The organism is Kosakonia oryzae, from assembly GCF_001658025.2.
GTDB lineage: Bacteria > Pseudomonadota > Gammaproteobacteria > Enterobacterales > Enterobacteriaceae > Kosakonia > Kosakonia oryzae.
Genome location: NZ_CP014007.2, coordinates 982,363 through 1,008,377, shown reverse-complemented (window position 1 = coordinate 1,008,377; position 26,015 = coordinate 982,363). Strand labels below are relative to the sequence as shown.

25 protein-coding genes and 1 pseudogene are annotated in these 26,015 nt (G+C 55.3%); 6 read left to right on the top strand and 20 right to left on the bottom strand.

Features of this window, described 5'->3' with window-relative positions:
- Window positions 1-88: 88 nt before the first annotated feature.
- Window positions 89-1,276: an MFS transporter gene (locus AWR26_RS04885; protein ID WP_064564012.1), complete on the top strand. Its 1,188-nt coding sequence runs from the start codon at window positions 89-91 to the stop codon at window positions 1,274-1,276.
- On the opposite strand, the gene AWR26_RS04880 is transcribed toward AWR26_RS04885, so the two are convergent.
- Window positions 1,253-4,027, bottom strand: coding sequence for an ATP-binding protein (locus AWR26_RS04880; protein WP_064564010.1), 2,775 nt, complete (start codon window positions 4,025-4,027; stop codon window positions 1,253-1,255). The genes AWR26_RS04885 and AWR26_RS04880 overlap by 24 nt on opposite strands.
- A 337-nt stretch (window positions 4,028-4,364) precedes the next feature.
- On the opposite strand from AWR26_RS04880, the gene mutS reads away from it, so the two are divergent.
- The gene (gene mutS / locus AWR26_RS04875; protein ID WP_064564006.1) at window positions 4,365-6,926 is read left to right on the top strand and encodes a DNA mismatch repair protein MutS; all 2,562 of its coding nucleotides are present in this window, start codon (window positions 4,365-4,367) and stop codon (window positions 6,924-6,926) included.
- 93 nt (window positions 6,927-7,019) lie between these two features.
- Here the strand turns inward: mutS and AWR26_RS04870 are convergent, their stop codons facing one another.
- From AWR26_RS04870 to AWR26_RS04860, 3 genes are read right to left on the bottom strand one after another with little or no spacing between them, the layout of a single operon-like run.
- On the bottom strand, window positions 7,020-7,256 hold the full coding sequence (locus AWR26_RS04870) for a non-oxidative hydroxyarylic acid decarboxylases subunit D (protein ID WP_064564005.1): 237 nt from the start codon (window positions 7,254-7,256) through the stop codon (window positions 7,020-7,022).
- 10 nt (window positions 7,257-7,266) lie between these two features.
- The gene (locus tag AWR26_RS04865; RefSeq protein WP_064564003.1) at window positions 7,267-8,697 is read right to left on the bottom strand and encodes a non-oxidative hydroxyarylic acid decarboxylases subunit C; all 1,431 of its coding nucleotides are present in this window, start codon (window positions 8,695-8,697) and stop codon (window positions 7,267-7,269) included.
- The gene (locus AWR26_RS04860; RefSeq protein WP_064564001.1) at window positions 8,697-9,290 is read right to left on the bottom strand and encodes a non-oxidative hydroxyarylic acid decarboxylases subunit B; all 594 of its coding nucleotides are present in this window, start codon (window positions 9,288-9,290) and stop codon (window positions 8,697-8,699) included. Before AWR26_RS04860 ends, AWR26_RS04865 begins: the two co-directional genes overlap by 1 nt.
- A 170-nt stretch (window positions 9,291-9,460) precedes the next feature.
- On the opposite strand from AWR26_RS04860, the gene AWR26_RS04855 reads away from it, so the two are divergent.
- On the top strand, window positions 9,461-9,871 hold the full coding sequence (locus tag AWR26_RS04855) for a MarR family winged helix-turn-helix transcriptional regulator (protein WP_007370394.1): 411 nt from the start codon (window positions 9,461-9,463) through the stop codon (window positions 9,869-9,871).
- A 59-nt stretch (window positions 9,872-9,930) separates the two neighbouring features.
- Here the strand turns inward: AWR26_RS04855 and rpoS are convergent, their stop codons facing one another.
- The 13 genes from rpoS to cysG all read right to left on the bottom strand — a co-directional run bounded on the left by rpoS (window position 9,931) and on the right by cysG (window position 21,206).
- Window positions 9,931-10,923, bottom strand: coding sequence for an RNA polymerase sigma factor RpoS (rpoS, locus tag AWR26_RS04850; RefSeq protein ID WP_007370393.1), 993 nt, complete (start codon window positions 10,921-10,923; stop codon window positions 9,931-9,933).
- 124 nt (window positions 10,924-11,047) lie between these two features.
- Window positions 11,048-12,109 (bottom strand): murein hydrolase activator NlpD, encoded by a 1,062-nt coding sequence (gene nlpD / locus AWR26_RS04845; protein ID WP_244256247.1) that lies wholly within the window; start codon window positions 12,107-12,109, stop codon window positions 11,048-11,050.
- 176 nt (window positions 12,110-12,285) lie between these two features.
- Complete coding sequence (locus AWR26_RS04840) at window positions 12,286-12,912, bottom strand: protein-L-isoaspartate(D-aspartate) O-methyltransferase (protein ID WP_043956771.1); 627 nt, start codon at window positions 12,910-12,912, stop codon at window positions 12,286-12,288.
- Window positions 12,906-13,667 (bottom strand): 5'/3'-nucleotidase SurE, encoded by a 762-nt coding sequence (gene surE / locus AWR26_RS04835; RefSeq protein ID WP_064563997.1) that lies wholly within the window; start codon window positions 13,665-13,667, stop codon window positions 12,906-12,908. The genes AWR26_RS04840 and surE overlap by 7 nt, the downstream gene beginning before the upstream one ends.
- On the bottom strand, window positions 13,648-14,697 hold the full coding sequence (gene truD, locus AWR26_RS04830; RefSeq protein WP_064563995.1) for a tRNA pseudouridine(13) synthase TruD: 1,050 nt from the start codon (window positions 14,695-14,697) through the stop codon (window positions 13,648-13,650). Before truD ends, surE begins: the two co-directional genes overlap by 20 nt.
- Window positions 14,694-15,173, bottom strand: a complete 480-nt coding sequence (ispF, locus tag AWR26_RS04825) for a 2-C-methyl-D-erythritol 2,4-cyclodiphosphate synthase (RefSeq protein WP_043956768.1) — start codon at window positions 15,171-15,173, stop codon at window positions 14,694-14,696. Before ispF ends, truD begins: the two co-directional genes overlap by 4 nt.
- Window positions 15,173-15,883, bottom strand: a complete 711-nt coding sequence (gene ispD, locus AWR26_RS04820) for a 2-C-methyl-D-erythritol 4-phosphate cytidylyltransferase (protein WP_064563994.1) — start codon at window positions 15,881-15,883, stop codon at window positions 15,173-15,175. Before ispD ends, ispF begins: the two co-directional genes overlap by 1 nt.
- A gap of 19 nt (window positions 15,884-15,902) precedes the next feature.
- Window positions 15,903-16,241 (bottom strand): cell division protein FtsB, encoded by a 339-nt coding sequence (gene ftsB / locus AWR26_RS04815; RefSeq protein WP_007370386.1) that lies wholly within the window; start codon window positions 16,239-16,241, stop codon window positions 15,903-15,905.
- Window positions 16,242-16,401: 160 nt separating this feature from the next.
- On the bottom strand, window positions 16,402-16,728 hold the full coding sequence (locus AWR26_RS04810; RefSeq protein ID WP_064563992.1) for a DUF3561 family protein: 327 nt from the start codon (window positions 16,726-16,728) through the stop codon (window positions 16,402-16,404).
- A 111-nt stretch (window positions 16,729-16,839) separates the two neighbouring features.
- A complete protein-coding gene (gene cysC / locus AWR26_RS04805) occupies window positions 16,840-17,445 on the bottom strand; it encodes an adenylyl-sulfate kinase (protein WP_043956764.1) in 606 nt (201 codons plus the stop codon).
- Entirely contained in the window at window positions 17,445-18,872 is a 1,428-nt protein-coding gene (cysN, locus tag AWR26_RS04800) for a sulfate adenylyltransferase subunit CysN (RefSeq protein ID WP_064563990.1), read from the bottom strand. The genes cysC and cysN overlap by 1 nt, the downstream gene beginning before the upstream one ends.
- A gap of 9 nt (window positions 18,873-18,881) precedes the next feature.
- Window positions 18,882-19,790: a sulfate adenylyltransferase subunit CysD gene (gene cysD / locus AWR26_RS04795; protein ID WP_007370382.1), complete on the bottom strand. Its 909-nt coding sequence runs from the start codon at window positions 19,788-19,790 to the stop codon at window positions 18,882-18,884.
- Between the two features lie 9 nt (window positions 19,791-19,799).
- Window positions 19,800-21,206 carry a siroheme synthase CysG gene (cysG, locus tag AWR26_RS04790; protein ID WP_167351164.1) on the bottom strand — a complete coding sequence of 469 codons (1,407 nt, stop codon included), beginning with the start codon at window positions 21,204-21,206 and terminating at the stop codon, window positions 19,800-19,802.
- Between the two features lie 242 nt (window positions 21,207-21,448).
- Here cysG and AWR26_RS04785 point away from each other — a divergent pair, with 242 nt between their 5' ends.
- The 3 genes and pseudogenes from AWR26_RS04785 (at window position 21,449) to fucR (ending at window position 23,409) form a co-directional block, all read left to right on the top strand.
- Window positions 21,449-22,492, top strand: coding sequence for an aminopeptidase (locus tag AWR26_RS04785; RefSeq protein ID WP_064563986.1), 1,044 nt, complete (start codon window positions 21,449-21,451; stop codon window positions 22,490-22,492).
- 68 nt (window positions 22,493-22,560) lie between these two features.
- Window positions 22,561-22,638, top strand: a pseudogene (locus AWR26_RS25680) (RbsD/FucU domain-containing protein); the annotation flags it as partial.
- 60 nt (window positions 22,639-22,698) lie between these two features.
- Window positions 22,699-23,409, top strand: a complete 711-nt coding sequence (fucR, locus tag AWR26_RS04780; RefSeq protein WP_064568956.1) for an L-fucose operon activator — start codon at window positions 22,699-22,701, stop codon at window positions 23,407-23,409.
- 27 nt (window positions 23,410-23,436) lie between these two features.
- Here fucR and rlmM read toward each other — a convergent pair whose 3' ends face one another.
- Genes rlmM through gcvA form a run of 3 tightly spaced genes read right to left on the bottom strand, consistent with a single transcriptional unit; the run spans window position 23,437 to window position 25,879 of the window.
- Window positions 23,437-24,537, bottom strand: a complete 1,101-nt coding sequence (gene rlmM, locus AWR26_RS04775) for a 23S rRNA (cytidine(2498)-2'-O)-methyltransferase RlmM (protein WP_064563984.1) — start codon at window positions 24,535-24,537, stop codon at window positions 23,437-23,439.
- The gene (locus tag AWR26_RS04770; RefSeq protein WP_007370377.1) at window positions 24,530-24,925 is read right to left on the bottom strand and encodes a DUF423 domain-containing protein; all 396 of its coding nucleotides are present in this window, start codon (window positions 24,923-24,925) and stop codon (window positions 24,530-24,532) included. The genes rlmM and AWR26_RS04770 overlap by 8 nt, the downstream gene beginning before the upstream one ends.
- A 39-nt stretch (window positions 24,926-24,964) precedes the next feature.
- A complete protein-coding gene (gene gcvA / locus AWR26_RS04765) occupies window positions 24,965-25,879 on the bottom strand; it encodes a glycine cleavage system transcriptional regulator GcvA (protein ID WP_043956760.1) in 915 nt (304 codons plus the stop codon).
- Window positions 25,880-26,015 lie beyond the last annotated feature (136 nt).

The window sequence follows — 26,015 nt, the reverse complement described above, 5'->3', positions numbered from 1 at the left end:
TCAGACGTCTGAAAAAAACGGCCAAAGCGTTGAGAGCCGCCTCTGCTTATTCTGCAGAAAATAGTGAGTTTAGAGCGAGGAGTGGCCAGTGCGTACGAACAACCACGAGCTTTCTTCTGCCAGGGTTCTGATGCTGGCGATGATTTGCTGCATTGTTGTGGCAAATATTTATTTTAACCAATCTGTTCTTAATCTGATCGCGGGTGCCTTTCCCAATGAATGGGAAGCGGTTTCTTTAATCCCCATGGTCACCCAGTTAGGCTATGCGGCGGGTTTATTATTTCTGATCCCACTGGGCGATTATATTGAACGTCAATGGCTTATCCTGCGACAGGCTCAGGTGCTTTTGCTGGCGCTGATCGGCATGATGCTATCCCCAACGGCGACAGTGCTGGTGTTCTTCTCGTTCCTTACGGGTATGGCTGCAACCGTCGCCCAACAAATAGTGCCGCTCGCTGCCTCTCTCTCCAGGCCGTCTTCACGGGGCAAAACAGTAGGTACCGTGATGAGCGGCGTCCTCGCAGGTATTCTTGCTGGCCGGGCTATCGGAGGCCTCATCGGTCAGTATTTCGGCTGGCGTGGCGTCTTTTTGTCCGGCGCGATCATGACATTGCTGGCGCTATTTTTCATCGCCCGCCTTTTGCCTTCTCAGTGGTTGCCCACGCCAACGTTTCACTATCTGGCAGTATTACGTTCACTGGGCGATCTGTGGAAAAGCGAGCCGCAAGTACGTAATGCGACGCTGACACAAGCCATGCTGTTTGCCTCCTTCAGTGTGCTGTGGACCGTGCTCCCTTTCTGGTTAGCCCATCGCTACCATTACGGTGCAGGCGTAACCGGAACCCTGGCGGTTTTGGGACTCATCGGTATTCTGTGTGCGCCTCTGGCGGGAAGTCTCAGTGACCGCCAGGGATCATTTCGAATGGTTGTTTTTGGTGTGTCACTGATGCTGTTAGCCTGGATGGTTTTTTGGGGCTGGAACAGTATGGCGGGTATGATGGTGGGCATTTTACTCCTGGATGCGGGTGAACAATGTGTACTGATAGCTAACCAGCACACGATTTATTCTTTGCGTCCGGATGCCAGAAATCGGCTTAATACCCTCTTTATGAGTGTTATGTTTATTGGCGGGGCATGCGGTTCATTGGCGGCCACCGGTTTATGGGAGGCAACGCATAGCTGGACGCTGATCTCCTCAGTGGGAGCCGGGCTGGCGATGATGGGATTATTAACAGCCGTGAGACGTCAACCTTCAGGTCGCCATTCGGCCACATAGCGCCAGAGCATGTCTGACATCCGTTGCGCTGTCTGAACCATCGACATCATGTAAAACGTTTTCTATTAATTGCTTAGCCGCCAATTGTTCCCCGGCTTCCGCCTGCAACATTGCCAGTGAATAAGCAATACGCAAGGCCCAACCGTGTGCCTGTTGCTGACGCGCCTTAGCCAGTGCCTGCTCTAACAACGGGCGTTGCTCCTGCGGGGATAACTGCGTGGCGGAAAGACGCATCAACTCGGGCGCACACCAGTTTTCATGATCCAGCCTGGCAGCTTGCTGCGATATCCCGGTATCAATTTCTGACAACAAGGGGGAGTATTGCCAGTCTAATCCCATCGCACGCAACGAACTAAACAGTGTGCTTTGGCTTACGTCGGTATGGCTAAACCGTTGTGCCCAGACAAGAAACAGCTCGCCATAGGTCTTCCAGAAATACAAATCATGCTTCTCTGCCAGAGAAATAAGCCAGTTTGCGGCCTTCACAACCCAACGCGGATTGCGATCCAGTGCGGCTGTCATACAGGCACCTTCAGCCAGCGCGCAGCAAAGCGAGCAGGCATGCTGTAAACGAGCGGCTTTTTTAACACCGCGCCACGCCATCTGTTTCGCGGCCCGATACTCACCCTGAACCCAGAGCAAACGAGACAGAAAAGCCATACCGGCACTCTGTTGATCAAGACCGAAACGAAAAGAGTGGCTTACGCTCTCCCGATCGTACCAGGCCAGCGATTGCAGCAGGTAATTGCGCCCGACGGCATGCTGCCCTAAAAAATGCAGTGAAACGCCGAGCAGACGTAGCCCGGTAGCCTGCGCCTCCGCGTCTTTGATGACGAGCGCGAGATCATGCAGCGACTGCGCATGCAGAAGCGATGTATTCAGCTCGCCCGTGCGCAAGCAATACAGCCATAACCCGTAATGCGCCTGCAAACGTATCTCTTTGTCGTCGAGCTTTTCTGCCAGCGTCAGTGCGGTTTGCCAGGCTGAATGGGTTTCAGATGTTGGGCCTTTTGCCCAGGTGGATGCCTTACCCGCTGCGGCGCAGAGATGCATTCGCTGGCGTAACGTTAAAACAACCCGCGAACTATTTTCATATAACAGAGGCGAGATATGACGCTGACATTCATCATAGAGGGAATATTCAATCCAGAAAGGCGTCATCGCCTGTAATATCGCCAGCCCTGTAGAGGGATCGCGCCCCTCAGTGAATGTTTGCTGTAAAACACTGCGCAAATCATTAAGGATGTGACGATAGCGCTCCCGCCACTGTTCCGTTGGCAGCACCAGCCAGTCAGCCTGGGCCTGCTCCACCAGGGTTTTATAATAATCGGCAAACCGGAGCGAAAGTTCTTCATATTCATCCTGTTGCCGGAGTTTATTGCAGGCGAACTGGCGCATGGTTTCCAGCAGACGAAAACGGGTTACAGGCACCTGGCTACTAACCTGAATCAGCGAGAGGGAGAGTAACCGCTGCACATCGTCAATCACCTGCCAGTGATGCTTGTCCCTGGTCACCAGCAAATCAGTGACGGATTGCATACTGAACGTGTCGGTGAAGATGCCCAGCGTTCTGAATAACCGCTGTTCGCGCGCGTTGAGTAACTGATAAGTCCATTCCAGCGTGGTCACTATTTTCTGGTGTCTGGGAACCAATGCGCTGTGCGTATTGCTCAATAGCTGGAAACGGTCCTCCAGTCGGCTATAGATCTCGCTGACGCTCATTACTGGCAGACGGGAGGCGGCAAGTTCAATGGCCAACGGCAAGCCATCAAGATGACGGCATAATTTGCCAATCAGCGACAATTCGCTGTCTGAAGGATGAAAATCATGTCGGTTGGCTTGTACGCGCCCGATAAAGAGACGGACGCTGGCAAAAGAGAGTAGCGTTTGCTTATCGCTGTCTGTCCGTTCAGGAATTTGTAATGGCGGTAATAAATATTGTTGCTCGCCGGCAATCTGTAATGCCGCCTGGCTGGTCAATAACAGCCTGCTATGTGGAGCCGCGTGCAACAGCGAGGTTATCACGGGCTCCAGTTCATTAATTAAATGTTCGCAGTTATCAACCAGCAGTAAACAGCGGCGTTGTGCAAGCTGTTGCCGTAAATCGGCATCATGATGCAGGCTAGCTAATGGAAAATGTAGCGCCTGAGAAAACACAGATAACAAGCTGGAGGCTTCGGTGATATGCGCCAGTTCAACCACGCCTGTTCCATCCGGAAAATGCGTGCGCACACGATTGACAACTTCCCATGCCAGACGCGTTTTCCCGACGCCCCCGGAACCTGTAATCGTGACCAGATGGTGGTGATTTAATAACGTACAAATGTCCTGCAAGGCCTGGTCACGCCCTAAAATCGACGTCAGAAAAGGGGTAACAACAGGCTCGGGTAGCTCTGGTTTCGCAGGCGTTTGCAGCGGTGCACTATTGATATTTAAGCGGTAACCGCAACCAAATTCAGTGACAAGTAAATGCCGATCGTGGCCCAGAATGCTGCGAATAGCGGAGATTTGCGCCTGAAGATTATTTTCTTCGACAATTTCATTTCCCCACACCTGAACAAGTAAAGCCTCTTTACTTACCGCCTTACCTTCAGCCCGCAGCAGCACAACCAGAACATCAAACGCTCTGGCAGAAATTCTTACAGGCTTACCCCGGTGCAACAAAATCCTCAGTTGGGGCCAGATTTGCCATTCGGCAAAGTGCATCTCATCGGTTGTTATCATGGTGTTGAGATCTTCTGTTTTGACCATCACGAATCACTGTGCGCAGAGAAAGTCATCTTTAACGGAAGTCATTATCAGCATCGGATGATGTGCTGCGTGTGCTGTCCGGCCTGCATTTCGCCAGCGCCATCCGCAACCGCGCCTAAAAAGAGCCACGGCCTCACTGTAACATAGCCTTGTCTACTGCTTTAAACCTCAGTAGCTTTGCCTGTTGTTTTCCTGCCATAAAGACTCCGTTATCATGCTTACTCCGCATTCCTGGGAAAACCTTCAGAATGCTTGTGAATGAGGCAAGGCGATACGCCACAAGAATGATAAAAATCGCCGGCTCGTTAAATTTTAAGCACATGGACATCATAAACTGATGAGTACACTAGAGAATTTCGACGCGCATACGCCAATGATGCAGCAGTACCTGAAGCTGAAAGCACAGCATCCGGACATTCTGCTGTTCTACCGGATGGGCGACTTTTACGAACTGTTTTATGACGATGCGAAACGCGCTTCGCAGCTTATGGATATTTCGCTGACCAAACGCGGCGCATCGGCAGGCGAGCCGATCCCGATGGCCGGCGTTCCGCATCATGCGGTGGAAAACTATCTGGCGAAGCTGGTGAGTCTTGGCGAATCCGTGGCGATTTGTGAGCAAATCGGCGATCCGGCAACCAGCAAAGGTCCGGTCGAGCGCAAAGTGGTGCGCATCGTTACGCCAGGCACCATTAGCGATGAAGCGCTGTTGCAGGAGCGTCAGGACAATCTGCTGGCCGCCATCTGGCAGGACAGCAAAGGTTTTGGCTACGCCACGCTGGATATCAGCTCCGGGCGTTTTCGCGTCAGCGAACCGGCCGATCGCGACACCATGGCCGCCGAGTTGCAGCGCACCAATCCCGCCGAGTTGCTCTATGCCGAAGACTTTGCCGAAACAGCGCTGATTGAAGGCCGCCGCGGCCTGCGCCGCCGTCCGCTGTGGGAGTTCGAAATTGATACTGCCCGTCAGCAACTGAACCTGCAATTTGGCACCCGCGATCTGGTCGGTTTTGGAGTGGAAAACGCGCCGCGCGGCCTGTGCGCAGCCGGTTGCCTGCTGCAGTATGTCAAAGACACGCAGCGCACTGCCCTGCCGCATATTCGCTCCATCACCATGGAGCGCCAGCAGGACACGATCATTATGGACGCCGCGACGCGCCGGAATCTGGAGATCACGCAGAACCTGGCGGGCGGTGTCGAAAATACGCTGGCCTCGGTACTTGATTGCACCGTAACGCCAATGGGCAGCCGCATGCTGAAGCGCTGGCTGCATATGCCGGTTCGCGATACAAAAGTGCTGACGGAACGCCAGCAAACCATTGGCGCACTGCAGGGTCACTGCGGCGAACTGCAACCGGTGCTGCGTCAGGTGGGCGATCTGGAGCGTATTCTGGCACGTCTGGCGCTGCGCACTGCGCGTCCGCGCGACCTGGCGCGTATGCGTCACGCGTTCCAGCAACTGCCGGAACTGCGCGCGCAACTGGCGGAAGTGAAAAGCGCGCCGGTGCAGGCGCTGCGCGAAAAGATGGGCGAGTTCAGCGAACTGCGCGAGCTGCTGGAGCGCGCGATTATCGATGCGCCACCGGTGCTGGTGCGCGATGGCGGCGTGATTGCGCCGGGTTATAACGCCGAACTGGACGAATGGCGCGGTCTGGCGGATGGCGCGACCGACTATCTTGACCGTCTGGAACTCCGCGAGCGCGAGCGCCTCGGGCTGGATACGCTGAAAGTGGGTTATAACGCGGTACACGGTTACTACATCCAGATTAGCCGCGGGCAAAGCCATCTGGCGCCGATCCATTACGTGCGTCGCCAGACACTGAAAAATGCCGAACGCTACATTATTCCGGAACTGAAAGAGTACGAAGACAAAGTTCTGACCTCGAAAGGCAAAGCGCTGGCGCTGGAAAAACAGCTTTATGAGGAGCTGTTCGATCTGCTGATGCCGCATCTGGCCGACCTGCAACAGAGCGCCTCTGCGCTGGCGGAACTGGATGTGCTGGTGAACCTGGCGGAACGCGCTTATACCCTGAATTACAGCTGCCCGACCTTTACTGATAAACCAGGCATCCGCATTACCGAAGGGCGTCATCCAGTGGTCGAGCAGGTGTTGAAAGAGCCGTTTATTGCTAACCCGCTGAATTTATCGCCGCAGCGCCGGATGTTGATCATCACCGGGCCGAACATGGGCGGTAAAAGTACCTATATGCGGCAGACTGCGCTGATTGCGCTGCTGGCCTATATCGGCAGCTATGTGCCCGCGCAAAAAGTCGAGATCGGCCCAATCGACCGCATCTTTACTCGCGTCGGCGCGGCAGACGATCTGGCCAGCGGCCGTTCGACCTTTATGGTAGAGATGACCGAAACCGCCAACATCCTGCATAACGCCACGGAAAACAGCCTGGTGCTGATGGACGAAATTGGTCGTGGGACATCGACCTATGATGGTCTGTCGCTGGCATGGGCATGTGCGGAAAATCTGGCGAATAAAATCAAGGCATTGACGCTGTTCGCGACCCACTACTTTGAGCTGACGCAACTGCCGGAAAAAATGGAAGGCGTGGCAAACGTGCATCTCGACGCGCTGGAGCATGGCGATACCATCGCCTTTATGCATAGCGTGCAGGACGGCGCGGCCAGTAAGAGTTACGGCCTGGCGGTCGCGGCGCTGGCGGGCGTGCCGAAAGAGGTGATTAAACGCGCGCGCGGCAAATTGCGCGAGCTGGAAAGCCTGTCGCCGAATGCGGCGGCTACGCAAATAGACGGCACGCAGATGTCGCTGTTGGCTCCGACAGAAGAGACCAGCCCGGCGGTGGAAGCGCTGGAAAACCTCGATCCGGACAGCTTAACGCCGCGTCAGGCGCTGGAATGGATTTACCGCCTGAAAAGCCTGGTGTAAGGCGCTGATTGCCAAATGGCACGCAGCCTGGAAGTTTTCCGCGCTGTGATCGAATCCGGCCTGTCATTCTGTGCAGGCCGGACTTTCAGGCGATTACCGTTGTTTTTCTGCCAGCAGCGGCGGAATCGTCGGCACCTGCGGCGCGTCATCAATATCTTTCTGCGTTATACGAAACGCTTGTGGATAGTGCTCACGGCTGGTACGGCGCAGCGGTTCGGTATCACGCCAGGTATATAAACAGTGCTGGCACTGGTACACCGTCCAGACCCCTTTGACCGGCGACGTCGCCATGATTTCAATGTGCTCATCGGCACAACGTGGACAGATCATTTTTCGCTCCTTATTTTTGGCGGCTCGCCAGCATGGCGGTCAGTTTTTCAGCCCACTCTTTGGTTTCCGGCAAATCGCGTACCGGCTGGCTGTAGTGGCCACGGTTATCCGGCGCAACCGGCGTGGTGGCGTCGATAATCAGTTTGTCGGTGATCCCGGCCGGGCTTGAACCCGGATCGAGTTCCAGTACCGACATATTCGGCAACTGCACCAAATCACCTGCCGGGTTTACTTTCGACGACAGCGCCCACATCACCTGCGGCAAGTTAAACGGATCGACGTCTTCATCAACCATGATCACCATCTTCACGTAACCAAGGCCGTGCGGCGTGGTCATGGCGCGCAAACCCACTGCGCGGGCAAAGCCGCCGTAACGTTTTCTGGTGGAGATAATTGCCAGCAGACCGTGGGTATACATGGCGTTTACCGCCTGCACTTCCGGGAACTCGGCTTTCAACTGCTGATACAGCGGCACACAGGTTGCTGGCCCGATCAGATAATCGATTTCCGTCCATGGCATGCCAAGGTAAAGGGATTCAAAAATCGGTTTCGTGCGATAAGAGACTTTATCGATGCGCACTACCGTCATGTTACGCCCACCGGAATAGTGGCCGGTGAACTCACCGAACGGCCCTTCGATCTCGCGCTTACGCCCTTCGATCACCCCTTCAAGGATCACTTCCGATCCCCACGGCACATCGAAACCGGTCAGCGGCGCAGTGGCAATCGGGTACGGGCTTTCGCGCAATGCGCCCGCCATCTCATATTCCGACTGATCGTATTTCAGCGGCGTGGCGCCCATCAGAGTAATAATCGGATCGTTACCGAGCGTAATCGCGATGGGCAGATCTTCGCCACGCTCTTCTGCTTTATGCAGATGCAGCGCAATATCGTGCATTGGCACCGGCTGCAGGCCGAGTTTGCGTTTGCCTTTCACTTCCATGCGGTAGATGCCGACGTTCTGTTTGCCAAAATGTTCGGGATCGAGCGGATCGCGGGAAACAACGCAGGCTTTATCAAGGTAGAAACCGCCATCGCCGTCGTTCAGGCGGAACAGCGGCAAAATATCGAACAGATTGATGTCATCGCCATCAACGCTGTTCTCCGCCCACGGCGGATTGTCTCGACGTTCCGGGGCGACCGGAAACTTATCCCAGCGACGGATAAATTCGTCAATCTGCTGCTTAACCGGCGTGTTCGGCGGTAATCCCAGCGAAATCGCGTGGTTCTGCCACGAACCGATGGTGTTCATCGTGACGCGGGCATCGACAAAGCCGCGGATATTATCGAACCACAGTGCGGGGGCACCTTCGCCAATGCGGCCGGTCGCATTCGCGGCAGCGGCCAGATCCGGCTCGGCATTGACCTCTTCACTGATTTTCAGCAACTGTCCTTGCTCGTCCAGCGCCTGTAAAAAACTGCGTAAATCATCAAAAGCCATTATGCATTCTCCTGTGAATAATTTTGCGCCGCCTGCAAACCACCCCAGCGCTTCGCCTGCGGCAGCGAAAGACCGAACTGATCCAGCACGCGGGCGACAATATGCAGCGTGACGTCGTCAATCGTTTGTGGATGGTTGTAATAAGCGGGCATCGGCGGAACCATGGCGACGCCGAGGCGGGATAATGCGAGCATATTTTCCAGATGGATGGCGCTCAGCGGCGTTTCTCGCGGAACCAGCACCAGCTTGCGCCCCTCTTTCAGCACCACATCGGCAGCGCGTCCAACAAGCCCTTCGGCATAACCTGCGCGAATACCTGCGAGCGTTTTCATACTGCATGGAATGATGATCATGCCGTCGGTATGAAACGATCCGGAGGAGATTGTCGCCGCTTGATCCGCCGGGTTATGGCAATGATCCGCCAGCGCAGCAACCTCACGCGGGCTAAAAGGGGTTTCCAGTTCAATGGTCGTTTTTGCCCATTTCGACATCACCAGATGCGTTTCTACCTGCGGCATCTGCTGCAATGCCTGCAACAGCGCAACCGCCAATGGCGCGCCCGTCGCACCGGTCATTCCGACAATCAGCTTCATTCACCACCTCAATATTGTTCGCATACGAACATTATGGAATACACTACGCCTGCAACACGATCCTGACAAGGCATCCCAAAACGTTGCGGCACGAAACGTGAAATTGACGATCGTTATAAAGCAACGTATAAGCCGCTATGATAAGAAGAGGATCACAATGGAGAGCGCAAATGAAATTAAGGAATGAAGCATTTCACCTGCTGCGCCAGCTTTTTCAACAGCATACCTCGCAGTGGCAGCAGGCGCTGCCCGAGTTGACTAAGCCGCAATACGCGGTGATGCGCTCAATTGCAGAAAACCCAGGCATTGAGCAGGTTGCGTTAACGGAGGTCGCTGTCAGCACCAAAGCGACGTTGGCGGAGATGCTGAGCCGGATGGAGAGTCGGGGATTAGTGCGGCGGGAAAACGATCCTGCGGATAAGCGTCGGCGGTTTATCTATCTGACGCCGGAAGGGGAAAGGCTGCTGGCAAGCAGTATTCCTGTCGGTAATGGTGTGGATCAGGCATTTCTTGGCCGCCTGAGCGCCGAAGAGCAAACGGCTTTTTCAGCGCTTATCAGAAAGATGATGGATAAAGCGTAACCGCAGAAAAGAAAAAGGCCGCGTCATCTGCGACCGGCCTTTTTGACTTGAAAAGATGTTTATTCGCGGAACAGCGCTTCGATATTCAGCCCTTGCGTTTGCAGGATTTCACGCAAACGACGCAGACCTTCAACCTGAATCTGACGAACACGTTCACGGGTGAGACCAATTTCACGGCCCACATCTTCCAGTGTCGCAGCTTCATAACCCAGCAGACCAAAACGACGCGCCAGCACTTCACGCTGTTTGGCGTTCAGTTCGAACAGCCATTTGACGATGCTTTGTTTCATATCATCATCTTGCGTGGTGTCTTCCGGACCGTTGTCTTTCTCATCGGCCAGGATATCCAGCAGCGCTTTTTCAGAATCGCCGCCTAACGGCGTATCAACTGAGGTAATGCGCTCGTTGAGACGCAGCATACGGCTTACGTCGTCAACCGGTTTGTCCAGCCGTTCAGCTATCTCTTCCGCACTCGGTTCGTGGTCCAGCTTATGGGACAACTCACGCGCGGTACGCAGATAGACGTTCAGCTCTTTAACAATGTGAATTGGCAGACGAATGGTGCGGGTTTGGTTCATAATCGCCCGCTCAATGGTCTGACGAATCCACCAGGTTGCATACGTTGAAAAACGGAACCCACGTTCAGGGTCAAATTTCTCAACGGCACGGATCAGCCCCAGGTTACCCTCTTCAATCAGATCCAGCAGCGCCAGACCACGATTACTGTAACGACGGGCAATCTTAACCACCAGACGCAGGTTACTTTCGATCATGCGACGGCGGGAAGCAACGTCACCGCGTAGTGCGCGGCGTGCAAAATAGACCTCTTCTTCGGCCGTTAATAGTGGGGAATACCCAATTTCCCCAAGGTACAGCTGAGTAGCATCTAATACACGCTGGGTGGCACCCTGCGATAACAGCTCCTCTTCAGCCAGGTCGTTATCACTGGGTTCCTCTTCTACTAAGGCTTTTTCGTCAAAAACCTCTGCTCCGTTTTCATCAAATTCCGCGTCTTCATTTAAATCATGAACTTTCAGCGTATTCTGATTCATAAGGTGGCTCCTACCCGTGATCCCTGGGCAACGCTCCTGAAAACACCTCATTGCGCCCGTTGCAGCGGCATCTGCGCGCACTGCAACGGCTCAAATGGGGAGTCTTCAACAACCTTGCACCGATTTATCGCTGCGGCAAATAGCGCAGCGGGTTTACGGATTTCCCCTTGTAACGAATTTCAAAATGCAAGCGTGTAGAACTGGTTCCGGTGCTACCCATGGTAGCTATTTTTTGCCCCGCCTTAACTTCTTGTTGTTCCCGGACCAGCATTGTGTCGTTATGGGCGTAGGCACTCAGGTAATCATCGTTATGTTTTATGATGATCAGATTACCGTAACCACGCAGCGCGTTACCGGCATATACAACGCGCCCATCTGCGGTCGCGACAATAGCCTGTCCTTTGCTGCCGGAGATATCGACGCCTTTATTGCCACCTTCGGTAGCAGAGAAGTTGTCGATAACTTTGCCATCAGTCGGCCAGCGCCATGAAGCAATAGGCGCACTGGTAGATGTACTGCTGGCAGTCGGTTCGGTTGAGCTTACAGAAGGTGCCGTAACAGGCGCTGTGATGGTTGTCGCAGGCTTGTTGTTTGGCAACATTTTGTTAGCACTTTGTTCACCTGAATCCTCAGAATACGTAATTGTCGGTTTCGAAGCAACCACTACGCTGGAATTTTGTGCAGGTTTTGAGACTATTCCTTGTGCTGAATCATCAGCCCGAGTAATGGCATTTCCACCCGTAATTGGCGTGCCGGATGCATTACCTACCTGCAATGTTTGCCCGACTTCAAGGTTATAGGGCGCGGCAACATGATTACGCTGCGCCAGATCACGGAAATCGTTCCCGGTGATCCACGCGATATAAAAGAGTGTATCGCCACGTTTTACCATATAGGTACTACCGCCGGTATAGCTGCCTTTGGGAATATTGCCGTACTGGCGGTTATAGACAATGCGCCCGTTAACGGTTTCAACAGGCGTCTGCGCCATCGGCTGAATCTGCGTTGGCTGCGCGCTCTGGCGCTGCACAGGCTGAATTTGCTGCTGCGATGATGTGCCAAGTTTTGGCGGCGGTGTAATCAACATTCCGGAACTGCCGGAACTGGAATTTGAACTGGCGTTGCCGCCAACGGAACTGACCGGGGCCGGAGCATTAGTGGAATTTGAACACCCTGCCAGCCACAGCGAAACCAGTGACAATGCCGCAATACGGCTTACGGTGAATTTCGGGCTTCCCGCGCTCATTTATCCCCCAACAATATATAGATAACCAATGACTTAAAGATAACCGCGACGCCTGGCGGCAAATGTGCCCACCATACGCTGTTACGGCCTGAAAATCCCAGGGAAAACTCTGTAACTCAGGCCAGTTCGCCTCTTATCAGCGGAACAAAGCGCACCGCTTCCACAGTATCAATAATAAATTCGCTTCCCCGCCGACGAACGCGCTTCAACTGCTGCATTTCGTCGCCTACGGGTAAGACAAGAAGGCCGCCATCATCCAGCTGCGACATCAATGCGGCAGGGATCTCCGGCGGTGCGGCGGTCACAATAATGGCGTCAAACGGAGCGCGAGCCTGCCACCCCTGCCAGCCATCACCGTGACGAGTAGAAACATTGTGTAGATCGAGCTGTTTCAGGCGGCGGCGCGCCTGCCATTGCAGGCTTTTAATGCGTTCAACAGAACAAACATGGTGTACCAGACGCGCCAGAATCGCCGTTTGATAGCCAGAGCCGGTGCCGATTTCCAACACCCGTGAGGCGGGTGTCAGCTCCAGAAGTTCGGTCATTCGCGCTACCATATAAGGCTGCGAAATGGTTTGCCCCTGACCAATAGGCAACGCGACGTTATCCCACGCTTTGTGTTCAAACGCCTCATCGATAAATTTCTCGCGCGGCACTTGCGATAACGCCTCAAGTACCCGCTCATTTTTAATGCCCTGCGCGCGTAATTGATTGAGAAGATCCTGTACGCGTTTACTCACCATTGCGAATTCACCCCGACACGATCCAGCCAGCCCGACACCACATCATGCGCGCTGTATGCTGTTAAATCTACATGCAACGGCGTGACAGAGACGTAGCCTTCGTCCACGGCTGCAAAATCCGTATCCGGCCCGGCATCGCATTTTTCCCCGGGCGGACCAATCCAGTACAGTGTGTTGCCGCGCGGATCCTGCTGCGGAATAACCTGATCGGCCGGGTGACGGCTACCGCAACGGGTAACGCGAATACCTTTGATCTGATCGAGCGGCAGATCCGGCACGTTGATATTGAGGATCCGCCCGGTACGCAGCGGTTCGCGGCTGAGAGCGCGCAGCAGAGAGCAGGTGACGGCGGCCGCCGTTTCATAATGGGTATGGCCATTAAGCGAGACGGCCAGCGCCGGAAAACCAAGATGACGCCCTTCCATCGCGGCCGCAACGGTACCGGAGTAGATCACATCGTCACCGAGATTCGGCCCGTCATTAATGCCGGAAACCACCACATCCGGGCGCGGACGCATCAGCGCGTTCACCCCAAGGAAAACGCAGTCGGTCGGCGTGCCCATCTGTACGGCGATGTCGCCGTTTTCAAAGGTAAAAGTACGGAGCGAGGATTCGAGCGTCAGTGAATTAGACGCACCGCTGCGGTTACGATCGGGCGCGACCACCTGAACATCGGCAAACTCGCGCAGCGCTTTTGCCAGCGTCTGGATTCCCGGCGCGTGGATCCCGTCATCGTTACTCAGCAATATTCGCATAATCACCCGATGTGTTAATAAGTTCCCTGACCACGCTGGTGGCAAAACTTCCCGCCGGGAGCCAGAAACGTAACTCGACGGTGACATCATCCCACCAGTTCCAGCAAAGCTTCTGCGGATAGAGCAGCATCGCGCGGCGCGCGGCTTCTACTTTTTCCCGCACCAGCAGCGCCTGTAACTCCGGCGCATCGGCAACCGCCTGTTGCTCAAACATCAGCGCTGCGCGCTGCGTGCCCCAATCGCCGCTGCCCGGCAGCGCGGCGGTAATTATTAAGGTTTTCGCATCGACGCGCGCCTGCAATTCCACGCGCTCTTCCTCGCTGGCGACAAACCAGCTACCGCGCCCCGCTAATTGTAGCGCATCGCCGTCAACAACTTGATTAAAGTCTGTTTTTTTCAATCGTTCGTTGACGATTTGATTAAACAACGCACTGCGCGCCGCCGACAGCCAGAAACTGCGTTTATTACGATCGCGCACTGGTGCAGCGCTCTGCGCCCAGCGTAACGCGCCCTGCAAATTGCTGCCGCCAATACCAAAACGCTGCGCACCGAAATAATTCGGCACACCTTGTTCACTGATGGCCTGCAAACGGGCCTCCACATCCGCCCGATCGCTCACTTCACGCAGCACCAGCGTAAATGCGTTGCCCTGCAATGCGCCCAGCCGCAGCTTGCGCTTGTGACGGGCATACTCCAGCACTTTACAGCCTTCAAGCTCAAACGCGCTGAGATCCGGCATCGTATTGCCCGGCACGCGGGCGCACAGCCATTGCTCGGTCACCGCATGTTTATCTTTTTGCCCGGCGAAGCTCACTTCGCGTGCATGAATTTTTAGGAATTTTGCCAGCGCATCTGCCACAAAACGGGTGTTGCAGCCATTTTTCAGTATACGCACCAGAATATGTTCGCCTTCGCCGTCCGGTTCAAAGCCGAGATCTTCCACAACGACGAAATCTTCCGGGTTGGCTTTGAGGATCCCGCTGCCTGCCGGTTTGCCATGCAGCCAGGTCAGGTTTTCGAATTCTGTCATTTTGCTGCCTTCACCAGCAGCGCAACCGCTTCACAGGCAATGCCTTCGCCACGCCCGGTAAAACCGAGTTTCTCTGTGGTGGTGGCTTTGACGTTGACATCATCCATATGGCAGCCGAGATCTTCGGCGATGAAGACGCGCATCTGCGGAATGTGCGGCAGCATTTTCGGCGCCTGGGCAATGATAGTTACATCAACGTTACCCAGCGTATAGCCCTTCGCCTGAATGCGTCGCCAGGCCTCACGCAGCAGCGCGCGGCTATCGGCGCCCTTAAATGCCGGATCGGTATCCGGGAACAGTTTACCGATATCGCCCAGCGCCGCCGCGCCCAGCAGCGCATCGGTCAGCGCGTGCAGCGCCACATCGCCATCAGAGTGCGCCAGCAGCCCCTTCTCGTAAGGAATGCGTACGCCGCCGATAATAATCGGGCCTTCACCGCCAAAGGCGTGTACGTCAAAACCGTGTCCAATACGCATTATGCTTTCTCCTGAAGGTCTGAAAGGGTCAGATAGAATTCTGCCAGCCGTAAATCTTCCGGTCGGGTCACTTTAATATTGTCCGCGCGTCCGGCAACCAGTTCCGGGTGGAATCCACAATACTCCAGCGCTGACGCTTCGTCGGTGATCGTCGCGCCTTCATTCAGGGCGCGGGTCAGGCAATCGTTCAACAGTTGTAGCGGGAAAAATTGCGGCGTCAGCGCATGCCATAAATCATTGCGCTCAACGGTATGGGCAATCGCCGTTTTGCCCGGCTCCGCGCGTTTCATGGTGTCGCGCACCGGCGCGGCGAGGATGCCGCCGACACGGCTGGTTTCGCTGAGCTGTAACAGCCGGTTTAAATCATCCTGATGCAGACAAGGACGCGCAGCATCATGCACCAGCACCCACTGTGCGTCGCCAGCGGCTTTTAAGCCCGCCAGCACCGAATCGGCGCGTTCTGCGCCGCCGTTCACCACGGTAATCTGCGGATGTTGCGCCAGCGGCAGGCGGGCAAAGCGCTCGTCGCCCGGACTGACGGCAATAATCACCCTGCTGACGCGCGGGTGAGCAAGCAGCGCGTCTACGGCGTGCTCAAGAATCGTTTTTTGGCCAATGGAGAGATACTGCTTAGGACATTCCGTTTGCATGCGGCGGCCGAATCCGGCGGCCGGCACGACGGCACAGACGTCCGGAATTAGTGCTGACATGTCGTAAACCCGGGACTGTTTATCGATTATTTTGTGTGTTTTGATTCTGATTCTGGTTTTGCGCTGACCCCGGCGTACGCTTTGACGAATCCGGCACCAGACGATAAAACGTTTCGCCCGGCTTAGTCATGGTTAATTCGTTGCGTGCGCGTTCCTCAATCGCTTCCTGACCGCCATTGAGGTCATCAATTTCGGCGAAAAGCTGATCGTTGCGCGATTTTAATTTGGCGTTCGTCGCCTGCTGTGTCGCCACATCTTCGCTGACGCGGCCGTAGTCATGCAGACCATTCTTGCCGAACCACAGCGAATACTGTAGCCAGACCAGTAAAGCCAGCAATAGCAGCGTTAGTTTACCCATCCTGCCCCCTGAAAAACGGCACCATCATCCCATAACTTTTCGTCAGACTCCACTCCGGGGCCGGGCGATGCCGCGCAAGCGCCAGACTTTATCATAAATGTCTTCCGAACCGTAGCCGGACACATTGCCTTAATGAGGGTTACGCTTTGACGTAAGGCCGTTAGCCCAGCAACCACATAAACAGCACGCCAAACATGGCGACGACCGTCAGCAGCGTCGCCACGCTGCTGTAGAGCAACCGGCCACCGAGCAGCGAATGCAATGCAATGCCGACTACCACGGAGACGGGCATCAGCGCGAGGAAAAAAGGCCAGGTGTAGAGAAAGAAAAATAGCGTGTTGGAACCGTAAATCATAAATGGGATCGCCAGCGCCAGCAGCCATGCAACGAACCCCACCACGGCCCCGGGAAAAGACCATGTGGTTTCGTCGGCGGTCGCGGGGAGTGACGGCGACCGTGTGAGGGTGATGTTCTGACTGTTACGCATATCGGATCCTGTTGCCTGTACGACCGGTAAACAGGAGATACGCGCGCAGATTCAGGAAGCGCAAAATCCGCGCCGGGATGCCTGAAGTGAGCGCGTACCGCCAGTACCGTCTCAGGATCTGATAATATCGCTCTCCCGGAGGAGGTCTAATAATTGGCTGACCAAATTTGTTACCAATTGTTCACCCTGCAGATGAACTTCCGGCGATTCGGGCGCTTCGTAAACCGAATCAATACCGGTGAAATTACGCAGTTCACCGGCGCGCGCTTTTTTGTACAACCCTTTAGGATCGCGCGCTTCGCAAATCGCCAGCGGCGTATCGACAAAGACTTCGATAAACCGCCCTTCTCCCAGGCGTTCGCGCACCATCTGACGCTCAGCGCGGTGCGGCGAAATAAAGGCCGTCAGTACCACCAGCCCGGATTCCACCATCAGTTTGGCCACTTCGCCGACGCGGCGGATATTCTCTTTGCGATCATCATCGCTAAAGCCAAGATCGCTGCACAAGCCGTGGCGCACATTGTCACCATCCAGCAGATAAGTGCTGACACCCGCCTTATGCAGCGCCTCTTCCAGTGCGCCAGCGACCGTCGATTTGCCGGAGCCGGAGAGCCCGGTAAACCACAGCACAACCCCACGGTGACCGTGGAGTTGTTCGCGCTGCTCAGGCGTTACCGGATGGGCATGCCAGACGACATTTTCGTCATGCAGAGCCATTATTTGCCTCCCAGCAGATCGCGAGCGCCCCAGTGCGGGAAGTGCTTACGGATAAGCTGGTTCAGCTCCAGTTCAAACGCGCTGAACTCTGAAGCGCTGGTGGTCTGTTCAATATGAACGTCACGCACCATACCCGCGCCCACGGTCACGTTGCTCAGCCGATCGATAAAGATAATGCCGCCGGTGACCGGATTTTGCTGATACGCGTCCAGCATCAGCGGTTCATCAAAGGTCAAATCAACCAGGCCAATGCCGTTCAGCGGCAGGCTCTCGACCTGGCGCTGCGTCAGATTGTTGATGTCTACCTGATACTGAATGGCATCGACGCGTGCGCGCGTCTTTTTGCCCGCCACTTTGATGTCAAAGCTCTGGCCCGGCAGCAACGGCTGTTCCGCCATCCATACCACGTCAAGCGACGCGCGCTGCACGGCTGGCAGGGTTTCCTGCGCATCAAGAATCAGGTCGCCGCGGCTGATGTCGATCTCATCTTTCAGCACCAGCGTAATGGCTTCGCCCGCGGCCGCTTCCTGTAAATCACCATCAAACGTGACGATGCGGGTAATGGTCGATTCCACGCCCGACGGCAGCACTTTGATGCGCTGACCAACGCTCACTACGCCGGAGGCCAGCGTACCGGAAAAACCACGGAAATCGAGGTTCGGACGGTTAACATACTGCACCGGGAAACGCATCGGCTGGGTATCGACTACGCGCTGGATCTCGACGGTTTCCAGCACTTCCAGCAGCGTCGGGCCGCTGTACCACGGCATTTTTTCGCTCTGGCTGGCAACGTTATCGCCTTCCAGCGCCGACAGCGGCACAAAGCGGATATCCAGGTTGCCTGGCAGTTGTTCTGCAAAGGTCAGGTAGTCCTGGCGGATGTTTTCGAAGATCTCTTCACTAAATTCCACCAGATCCATTTTATTCACCGCTACCACCAGGTGCTTGATACCCAGCAGCGTGGAGATAAAGCTGTGGCGACGGGTTTGATCCAGCACGCCTTTACGCGCATCGATCAACAAAATCGCCAGATCGCAGGTGGACGCGCCGGTGGCCATATTGCGAGTGTACTGCTCGTGCCCGGGGGTATCGGCGATGATAAATTTGCGCTTCTCGGTGGAGAAATAGCGATAGGCCACATCGATGGTGATGCCCTGCTCACGCTCCGCTTGCAGGCCGTCCACCAGCAACGCCAGGTCGAGTTTTTCGCCCTGCGTGCCGTGGCGTTTGCTGTCGTTATGCAGCGTAGAGAGCTGATCTTCATAGATCTGGCGGGTATCGTGCAGCAGACGGCCGATCAGGGTACTTTTCCCGTCATCGACGCTGCCGCAGGTCAGAAAGCGCAGCAGGCTTTTGTGCTGCTGAGCGTGCAGATACGCTTCAACGCCGCCTTCGTTGGCAATTTGTTGGGCAATAGTGGTATTCATGGCGGCTCCTTAGAAGTATCCCTGACGTTTTTTCAGCTCCATCGAGCCGGCCTGGTCGCGGTCAATCACGCGGCCCTGACGTTCGCTGGTGGTGGAAACCAGCATCTCTTCGATGATCTCCGGCAGCGTCTGCGCGGAAGATTCCACCGCGCCGGTCAGCGGCCAGCAGCCGAGCGTACGGAAACGCACCATCCGCTGCTCGATCACTTCGCCAGGTTGCAGATCGATACGGTCGTCATCGATCATCATCAGCATGCCGTCGCGCTCCAGTACCGGGCGCTCTGCCGCCAGGTACAGCGGAACGATTTCAATATTTTCCAGGAAGATGTACTGCCAGATATCCAGCTCGGTCCAGTTCGAGAGCGGGAAAACGCGAATGCTTTCACCCTTGTTGATCTGGCCGTTGTAGTTGTGCCACAGCTCCGGACGCTGGTTCTTCGGATCCCAGCGGTGGAAACGGTCGCGGAAGGAGTAAATACGCTCTTTAGCGCGTGATTTCTCTTCGTCGCGGCGCGCGCCGCCGAAAGCCGCGTCAAAACCATATTTGTTCAGCGCCTGCTTCAGCCCTTCGGTTTTCATAATGTCGGTGTGTTTCGCGCTGCCGTGCACGAACGGGTTAATCCCCATCGCCACCCCTTCCGGGTTTTTGTGCACCAGCAGTTCACAGCCATATGCTTTAGCGGTACGGTCGCGGAATTCATACATCTCACGGAATTTCCAGCCGGTATCGACGTGCAGCAGCGGGAACGGCAGCGTGCCCGGATAGAAGGCTTTACGCGCCAGATGCAGCATCACGCTGGAATCTTTGCCGATGGAGTACATCATCACCGGGTTGGAAAATTCGGCGGCCACTTCGCGGATGATATGGATGCTTTCCGCCTCCAGTTGTCGCAGGTGAGTGAGTCGTTTTTGATCCATAACCATTCCTTAAGCCAGTTTAATCACGGAGGCGTCAAAGGCGTCCGTTGCTGTCGTATGCCGGAACCAGGCGAGCTCGCGATGAAGCTGCACCACTTCGCCCACCACCAGCAGGGCGGGCATCGGCGCAGCATGCGCCAGTTCCTCGAGTTGTTCTAGTGTGCCGGTAGCAACCTGTTGCTCCGCGCGCGTACCGCGAGAGATCACCGCCACCGGCGTGGTTTTATCACGCCCGTGAGCAATCAGTTGTTCGCTGATCTCCGCCGCTTTCATGGTGCCCATATAAATCGCCAGCGTCTGGCGGCTTTGCGCCAGTTGCGCCCAGTCGAACGGGACGCTGTCGGCTTTATAGTGGCCGGTGACAAATGTTACCGACTGCGCAAAATCCCTGTGCGTCAGGGGAATACCGGCATAAGCCGTCGCGCCGGATGCCGCCGTGACGCCCGGCACCACCTGAAAAGGAATGCCGGCTTCCGCCGCCGCCTGTAACTCTTCGCCGCCGCGGCCAAAAATAAACGGATCGCCGCCTTTCAGCCGCACCACCGTTTTACCTTCGCGCGCGGCATCCACCAGCATGCGGTTGGTCTCATGCTGCGCCACCGAATGGCAACCGGCGCGTTTACCGACGCAGATTTTCTCTGCATCGCGTCGGGTCAGCTCCAGCACGTCATCGCTGACCAGATGATCGTAAAACACCACGTCCGCCTGCTGGATCACCTGCAAACCACGCAGCGTCAGCAATCCCGCGTCGCCCGGCCCGGCACCCACAAGGATAATTTCTCCGCTCCCCGAACCCGGCTGTGCCAGTTCGGCTTCGAGCGCTTTTTCGGCAGCAGGTTCATCTCCGGCGGCCATCAGGCTGGCAAAACGCCCGCGAAAAGCGCTTTCCCAGAAGCGGCGACGTTCATCCGTGGTACGGCGAAAGGTTTTAATCCGCGAACGCCAGCGCCCGGCCACTTCCGCCATGCGGCCCAGATTGCCCGGCAGCAGCGCTTCAATCTTTTCACGCAGCAGACGCGCCAGCACCGGCGCGGTTCCGCCAGAGGAAATCGCCACCAGCAGCGGCGAGCGATCGACAATCGACGGGAAAATAAAGGAGCACAGCGGCTGGTTATCCACCACGTTGACCAGCTTGTGGCGCGCATTTGCTGCCGCAAAGACGCGCTGATTCAGCGCTGTGTCATCGGTTGCCGCAATCACCAGGAAAACGGCATCCAGCTGCGCCTCGTCAAATTCGTGAGCCAGCCAGTGAATCGCCTGGCTGTCGGCAAGCTGTTGCAGTTGCGGTTCCAGCCGTTGCGCGACAACCTGCACGCGTGCGCCAGCGCGACGCAAAAAGGTGATCTTGCGCGCGGCGATTTCGCCGCCGCCAATCACCAATACGGGGCGGTCTTTTACTTCAGCAAATATCGGCAGGTAATCCACAAAGCAACTCACTTACAGCCAGCAATAGTGCGACTATAGGTGGCGGTTCCGGGCGAATGAAATTACGAATTGGAATGAGTAGTTCCGCAAAGGAATAACGCAGTGGCAATACAAATATCAAAAAGTGCTTAAGGCGAGCATTTTCGGCAGGTTAAGAACAAATGAAATTGTGTAAAGCCGGTCACAGTTTCATACTAAGCGCGTCAAAAAAATTGCTGCATAAAGGACTTTCTATGTTTTCCGCATTGCGCCTCCGTACCGCTGCCCTGGCGCTCGGCGTATGCTTTATCCTTCCGGCTCATGCCCGTACGTCCCAACCCGGTGAATTTGCCTACGAGCAGGCTCGCCACATTGCCACCTTGTTTCCTGGACGCATGACCGGCACACCGGCTGAAATGCTCTCCGCAGACTATTTGCAGCAGCAGTTTGAGCAGATGGGATACCAGAGCGATATCCGCAAGTTCAAAACCCGCTACCGCTATACCACCAAAGATAATCGGCAGAACTGGCAAAATGTCACCGGCAGTACGGTGATCGCCGCCCATGAAGGCACGCTGCCGCAGCAGATCATGATTATGGCGCATCTTGATACGTATGCGCCGCTCAGCGATGCCGATGTTGATAACAATCTGGGCGGCCTGACGCTTCAGGGCCTGGATGACAACGCGGCCGCACTGGGCGTGATGCTGGAACTGGCGCAGGTGCTGAAATCCGTACCGACGCAGTACAGCATCCGCTTTGTCGCCACCAGCGGTGATGAAGAGGGCCACCTTGGCGCAGCAAACGTGCTCGCGCGAATGAGCGAGCAGGAGAAGAAAAATACCCTGCTGGTGATCAACCTTAATAATCTGATTGTCGGCGATAAGCTCTACTTTAATAGCGGCAAAAATACGCCAGCCTCGGTGCGTAAGCTGACGCGGGATCGCGCGCTGGCTATCGCCCGCGCCCACGGTATCAACGCGATGATAAACCCCGGTCTTAACCCGGATTATCCGAAAGGTACCAGCTGCTGTAACGACGCCGAGGTATTTGATAAAGCGGGGATCCCGGTGCTGTCGGTGGAAGCCACTAACTGGTCGCTCGGTAAGAAAGACGGTATGCAACAACGGGCGAAATCAAAAAGTTTCCCTGATGGCGTTAGCTACCACAACGCGCGCATCGATAACCAGCAGTTCCTCGATCAAGCCCTGCCCGGCCGTATTGCGCACCGTAGCCGCGACGTGATGCGGATTATGTTGCCGTTAACCAAAGAGCTGGCCAAAGCCAGTAACCCGTAAGCGCTCAGGCGTCCTGAAATCAGGGCGCCTTTTCTTCTGCGGCATAATCGCGCCCGTTTCTTTCATAAAAGACCTTTGCGACCGTTATCACAGGAGAGCGCGCGAAGTACGGGAATACTCTTTTAAAAAAAGGGGTAACGCCGTAATCTTTTTGTCCGGAACGCCCGTATGATGCGGGCCTTCATCGGATGACGGAAGAAGAGCAGATGAAAGCGGTACGCCAACAAACCATCATCGATCTGTTGCAGCATTATCAGAGCCTGACAACCGAAGCATTGTCAGTGCAGCTCAACGTCAGTAAAGAGACGATTCGCCGCGATCTCAGTGAATTGCAGGCGCAGGGAAAAGTACTGCGCAATCACGGGCGCGCCAGGACGCTCCACCGGGAAAACCAGGACAGCGGCGATCCTTTTCATATCCGCCTGAAAAGCCATTATGCCCACAAGGCCGATATTGCCCTCAAAGCACTAAGCTGGATAGAGGAAGGCATGGTGATCGCGCTGGACGCCAGCACCACCTGCTGGTATCTCGCCCGCCAGTTGCCGGACTGCAATCTCCACGTCTTTACCAATAGCCACCCAATTTGTCAGGAGCTGAGCAAGCGTCAATATCTGCAACTGATCAGTTCCGGCGGCACGCTGGAGCGCAAATATGGCTGCTACGTCAATCCGTCGCTCATCTCCCAGCTCAAATCGCTCGATATTGACCTGTTTATTTTTTCCTGCGAAGGGATAGACAGCAGCGGCGTGCTCTGGGATTCAAACACCTACAATGCCGGGTTCAAATCCATTCTGCTGAAACGCGCGGCGCAGTCGTTACTGCTGATCGATAAAAGTAAATTCAATCGTGCGGGAGAGGCGCGGATTGGGCACCTGGATGATGTGACGCATATTATCTCTGACAGCAAACTCGCCTGAGCCGGACATTGCCCGGCTCCGTTGCTTTTAACGCTCGTCGCGACGACCGCCGACGGCCGCCCACATACGGCGCACATGTACCGTGACTTCTTCACGATCGTGGTACAACTGGCGGGCCTGAATTTGCGCCGCGATATTATGCTCATCCAACTGCTGCTGAATATAAGCGAGGTTATTTGACACCTCTTCGTAGCGCTTTTTCATCGGCAACTTCAGGTTGAAAATGGTTTCACGGCACCAGCCCTGAACTAACCACTGCGCCATCAGCGCGGCGACTTTCGCCGGTTTTTCCACCATATCGCACACCATCCATGAGATGTTATTGCGGTTCGGTCGGTAGCGGAAACCATCTTCCCGCAGCCAGGTGACCTGCCCGGTATCCATCAGGCTTTGCGCCATCGGGCCGTTATCCACAGAAGCGACCCACATATTGCGTTTCACCAGTTGATACGTCCAGCCGCCCGGACAGGCGCCGAGATCTACCGCGTACATACCATTGGCCAGGCGCTCATCCCATTCGTCCGCCGGAATAAAGACATGGAACGCCTCTTCCAGTTTGAGGGTTGAACGGCTCGGCGCATCCGAGGGGAATTTCAGACGCGGGATGCCCATATAGAACGGCGAATTGTTATATGAATACGAATAACCGGTATAGCAGCAGCCCGGCGCAATAAAGAAGACATGCACTACCGGGCGTTTTGGCGAATCATTGCGCGCCAGCACGCCCGCTTCACGCAGCGCGCCGCGCAGCGGCACGGTAAACTTGCGGCAGAACTTCATTAGCTCTTTGCTTTCGTTGGTATCGGCTACCTCGACGCGCAAATCCCCGGCTTTCTCCACGACTCCCTGCAACATACCGACGATCGGCGTAATGCGATCTTCCGGCGGCAGATCGCGCAGCAGTTCGCCCACGACAAACATCTGACGGGCGAAAATCAGCGAACTGAACGGCAGCTCGCGCGCCACTTTGTCCGCGTCGTTTTCCTGATAGCACTCGAACACGACATAGCCCGAATTCTCTTTCACCCGGGCAAAACCAAACACCTCAAGGCGGCCAGCTTTATCGGTAATTTCGGCTGCGCACTCTTTCTCAAAACCCGGGCGGCACAGCAATACCACTTTATTCATGAACAACGCCCCTACGTTTCAGACGAATTGCGCCAATCAACATCAATGCCCAGCCGATTAAGAAACAAACCCCACCGACTGGCGTAACAAACGCCCACAGGCGTAAATGCGAAAGCGCCAGGCAATAGAGGCTGCCGCTAAACAGCACGGTGCCCAGCGCAAGAAAAACACTGCTCCAGTAAAACCAGATGCTGATGCGACGCTGCATCGCCACCGCCAGGCCCAGCACGGCCAGCGTGTGGAATGCCTGATATTCAAGGCCGGTCTGGATCCAGCTCATCTCCGGCACACCTAAAGTTTTACGTAAAACATGCGCGCCAAATGCGCCGAGCGCGACAAACACAAAACCGCTCACCGCGGCGAAAATCAACATAAAACGGCTGGTCATGTGAGTACCCTAAAAAGTCATACGCGCCACGCGCGCGTATTAATGTTCATAACGGAAACGGAATTTTTCCTGTTCGCTTGCCGCTTTGGCCAGGATCCACTGACGAAAGGCGGCTATTTTACCCAGTTCTGCCTGACTGTCATGACAAACCAGATAAAACGCATTCTTACTGACCAGAACATCATTAAACGGGCAGACCAGTCGGCCTGCTTCGATTTCGGACTGCGCCATTACGTTGTTGGCCAGTGCGATTCCCTGTCCGTGGATGGCCGCCTGAAGCACCATAGAGCTGTGGCTGAAGATGGGTCCCTGTTGAACGTTAAGGTTAAGACCTAATTGCCGCGTATAAGTTTGCCAGTCGCGACGCGATGCGTCGTGCAATAAAGTGTGGTGCGCTAAATCTTGCGGCGTTTTCAGCGCTTTATCGCCCGTCAACAGTAGCGGCGAGCAGACCGGCAGCAAATATTCGGCGTACAATTTTTCGACGCGCATTCCCGGCCAGTTACCGCGCCCGTAAAAAATCGCCACGTCGACATCGTCCGCCAGTTTATCTTCCTGACGGTCAACGGCCTGGATACGAACGTCAATTCCCGGATAAGTTGAGTTAAAGTCGGAGAGCCTTGGCACCATCCACTGGATGGCAAAACTGGGGAGCAAACTGACGGTGAGCGCGCCTTTCGCACTGCGCGCCTGCAACTTACGGGTGGCTTCCGTCAGTTGGGAAAATATCTCTTTAATATCCTGAAAATAGCTCTGGCCTTCTTCGGTCAGCAGCAGCGAACGGTTGCGTCGGCGAAAGAGTTTGAGCCCGAGGAAATCCTCAAGAGACTTGATTTGGTGGCTTACTGCGGCCTGCGTCACAAAAAGCTCATCTGCTGCGCGCGTGAAACTTAAATGGCGTGCGGCGGCATCAAAAACGCGTAATGCATTCAGTGGTGGTAATCGCTTGGACATGGTTTTCAGGCTTAGATGTAAAGGCAATTTAACAAACAGGAAACAGTGATTAACCTATTAGTTTTTTTTATCTGAGCCATTATAAATTGTCCGTTGAGCTTATACCAGCAAATACCTATAGTGGCGGCACTTCCTG

Bases quoted from the DNA above. Each gene is read 5' to 3' on its own strand.
- AWR26_RS04840 (WP_043956771.1), bottom strand. From the start codon at position 12,912: ATGGTGAGTAAACGCGTACAGGATCTTCTCAATCAATTACGCGCGCAG.
- AWR26_RS04785 (WP_064563986.1), top strand. From the start codon at position 21,449: ATGTTTTCCGCATTGCGCCTCCGTACCGCTGCCCTGGCGCTCGGCGTA.
- cysC (WP_043956764.1), bottom strand. From the start codon at position 17,445: ATGGCTCTGCATGACGAAAATGTCGTCTGGCATGCCCATCCGGTAACG.
- AWR26_RS04880 (WP_064564010.1), bottom strand. From the start codon at position 4,027: ATGGTCAAAACAGAAGATCTCAACACCATGATAACAACCGATGAGATG.
- AWR26_RS04860 (WP_064564001.1), bottom strand. From the start codon at position 9,290: ATGAAGCTGATTGTCGGAATGACCGGTGCGACGGGCGCGCCATTGGCG.
- cysN (WP_064563990.1), bottom strand. From the start codon at position 18,872: ATGAATACCACTATTGCCCAACAAATTGCCAACGAAGGCGGCGTTGAA.
- ispF (WP_043956768.1), bottom strand. From the start codon at position 15,173: ATGCGTATTGGACACGGTTTTGACGTACACGCCTTTGGCGGTGAAGGC.
- gcvA (WP_043956760.1), bottom strand. From the start codon at position 25,879: ATGTCCAAGCGATTACCACCACTGAATGCATTACGCGTTTTTGATGCC.
- AWR26_RS04810 (WP_064563992.1), bottom strand. From the start codon at position 16,728: ATGCGTAACAGTCAGAACATCACCCTCACACGGTCGCCGTCACTCCCC.
- ftsB (WP_007370386.1), bottom strand. From the start codon at position 16,241: ATGGGTAAACTAACGCTGCTATTGCTGGCTTTACTGGTCTGGCTACAG.
- fucR (WP_064568956.1), top strand. From the start codon at position 22,699: ATGAAAGCGGTACGCCAACAAACCATCATCGATCTGTTGCAGCATTAT.
- AWR26_RS04870 (WP_064564005.1), bottom strand. From the start codon at position 7,256: ATGATCTGTCCACGTTGTGCCGATGAGCACATTGAAATCATGGCGACG.
- ispD (WP_064563994.1), bottom strand. From the start codon at position 15,883: ATGTCAGCACTAATTCCGGACGTCTGTGCCGTCGTGCCGGCCGCCGGA.
- AWR26_RS04865 (WP_064564003.1), bottom strand. From the start codon at position 8,697: ATGGCTTTTGATGATTTACGCAGTTTTTTACAGGCGCTGGACGAGCAA.
- cysD (WP_007370382.1), bottom strand. From the start codon at position 19,790: ATGGATCAAAAACGACTCACTCACCTGCGACAACTGGAGGCGGAAAGC.
- mutS (WP_064564006.1), top strand. From the start codon at position 4,365: ATGAGTACACTAGAGAATTTCGACGCGCATACGCCAATGATGCAGCAG.
- rpoS (WP_007370393.1), bottom strand. From the start codon at position 10,923: ATGAATCAGAATACGCTGAAAGTTCATGATTTAAATGAAGACGCGGAA.
- AWR26_RS04855 (WP_007370394.1), top strand. From the start codon at position 9,461: ATGAAATTAAGGAATGAAGCATTTCACCTGCTGCGCCAGCTTTTTCAA.
- rlmM (WP_064563984.1), bottom strand. From the start codon at position 24,537: ATGAATAAAGTGGTATTGCTGTGCCGCCCGGGTTTTGAGAAAGAGTGC.
- truD (WP_064563995.1), bottom strand. From the start codon at position 14,697: ATGACAGAATTCGAAAACCTGACCTGGCTGCATGGCAAACCGGCAGGC.
- surE (WP_064563997.1), bottom strand. From the start codon at position 13,667: ATGCGAATATTGCTGAGTAACGATGACGGGATCCACGCGCCGGGAATC.
- AWR26_RS04770 (WP_007370377.1), bottom strand. From the start codon at position 24,925: ATGACCAGCCGTTTTATGTTGATTTTCGCCGCGGTGAGCGGTTTTGTG.